The 1,765-nt window shown below is 42.4% G+C and carries 2 protein-coding genes; both read left to right on the top strand.

Annotated features, from left to right (window positions below; genetic code table 11):
- The first annotated feature begins 61 nt into the window (after positions 1-61).
- Positions 62-754 carry a helix-turn-helix domain-containing protein gene (locus PVE40_RS12650; RefSeq protein WP_274732289.1) on the top strand — a complete coding sequence of 231 codons (693 nt, stop codon included), beginning with the start codon at positions 62-64 and terminating at the stop codon, positions 752-754.
- Positions 715-1,644, top strand: coding sequence for an IS3 family transposase (locus PVE40_RS12645; protein WP_338033484.1), 930 nt, complete (start codon positions 715-717; stop codon positions 1,642-1,644). The genes PVE40_RS12650 and PVE40_RS12645 overlap by 40 nt, the downstream gene beginning before the upstream one ends.
- Positions 1,645-1,765: the final 121 nt, after the last annotated feature.

The raw sequence follows: 1,765 nt of genomic DNA, 5'->3' as shown, positions 1-1,765 counted from the left end.
TGATATGCTCCCTCTATATAGGACACTGAATTAATTCAAGTCCTATATAGGGGGTTTTGTCATGCCTAAACGTCAAATGAAACACACATTTGAAGAGAGATGTGAATTGGTTGAGAGATGTATTAATAATGAAATATCTATTGCAAGAGCTGGGGAAACATTAGGGGTGTCCCCCTCGGCCATTAACAGATGGATTATGCTTTACGAGAACTGCGGTCCTACGGCCCTGCTTCCAATGAGCAAAAATACCCACTATCCCAAGGAATTGAAACGAGCCGCTGTCTTGGACTATCTTGATGGCTTCGGGAGCTTAGTCGATATCGCAAAAAAATACGGATTGCGTAATAAGTCCCAACTACAAGACTGGTTAAAGGTTTATAATACTCATAAAGACTTCAAAACAGAACGTGGAGGAAGCGCTATGAGTAGAAGCCACACGAAAAAAATAGACGAGCGTCTAGAAATTGTATTGGACTGTTTGGCGAACGAAAAAAACTATGGGGCCATGGCTCAAAAATATCGCGTTTCCTATCAAAACGTCTACCAATGGGTAGCGAGATATGAAAAACTGGGAAAATCAGGATTGGAAGACCGCCGCGGGCGTAGAAAAGGAACATTGCCTAGCCGGACTCCGGAGGAAACACTTCAGGATGAATTGGCGCAACTGAAACGCGAAAATCAACGTCTCCAAATGGAACTTGATGTCACAAAAAAATTCCAAGAATTAGAAAGGAGGAATCGCTGGCAGAAGTAAGAAATCGAGTAGAGTATAAGACTATCCAGCAACTCCATACGGAGAAGGGCTATCCGGTAAAAGTAATGTGTAAAATATTACGTGTGACAAGATCCGCATATTACCGCTGGCTCAAGCAACCACAAAGCCCAAGGGAAATTCACAATACCCAAATCGCGGAAGTGGCAAAACAAATTCACGAAGAACATGACGATATGGGGCATCGTCGAATTCGTGACGAGTTGGCATACAGCCATGGTATTTTTATTAGCGATACACGGGCTCTTCGGATTTGTCGGAGTCGACAAATCCAGTCACGAATCAAACATCGTGCAAATAGCATCACCAAAGCTGGGTATCATCCATATCATATCGCTGAAAATCGTCTTAACCGTGATTTTCGTGCGGACGCTCCTAATGAAAAATGGCTAACCGATGTGACAGAATTTAAGTATTACGAGGGAACCAAAATCAAAAAAATATATCTGAGTGCCATATTGGATCTTTATGACCGTCGCATCGTTGCGTATGAAATCAGTGATCGTAATGATTTGTCTTTGGTTTTCCAAACTTTTGATGCGGCCACAAATAAAGAACCGGACGCTCATCCCCTGTTTCACAGTGATCGCGGATTTCAATATACACACAAACAATTCTATAAAAGGCTGGAGAAGGCAGGCATGTGCCAAAGCATGTCTCGAGTAGGGCGTTGTATTGATAATGGTCCCATGGAAGGATTTTGGGGGATTATCAAGCGCGAAAAGTACTACCGTCGCACGTTCACAAGTTGTTCTTCTTTAGTTGCGATGATTCACAGCTATATGGAATATTACAATAACAAACGGATTCAAAGGAAATTACATATCATGACGCCAATGGCGTTTCATCACAACTATTACAATGCGGCCTAAAGAACCCATACCTTTTGTGAGCGCGGCAAGCTACATGCGCAAAAAAACTGCCTCCATAACAGGGAGGCAGTCTATAAAACTGTTAAAATATTTCACTGTCCTATTGACGGATAGCATACCA

It is taken from the genome of Jeotgalibaca caeni (assembly GCF_028863945.1).
GTDB lineage: Bacteria > Bacillota > Bacilli > Lactobacillales > Aerococcaceae > Jeotgalibaca > Jeotgalibaca caeni.
This window is presented reverse-complemented; position numbering and strand designations above follow the sequence as displayed.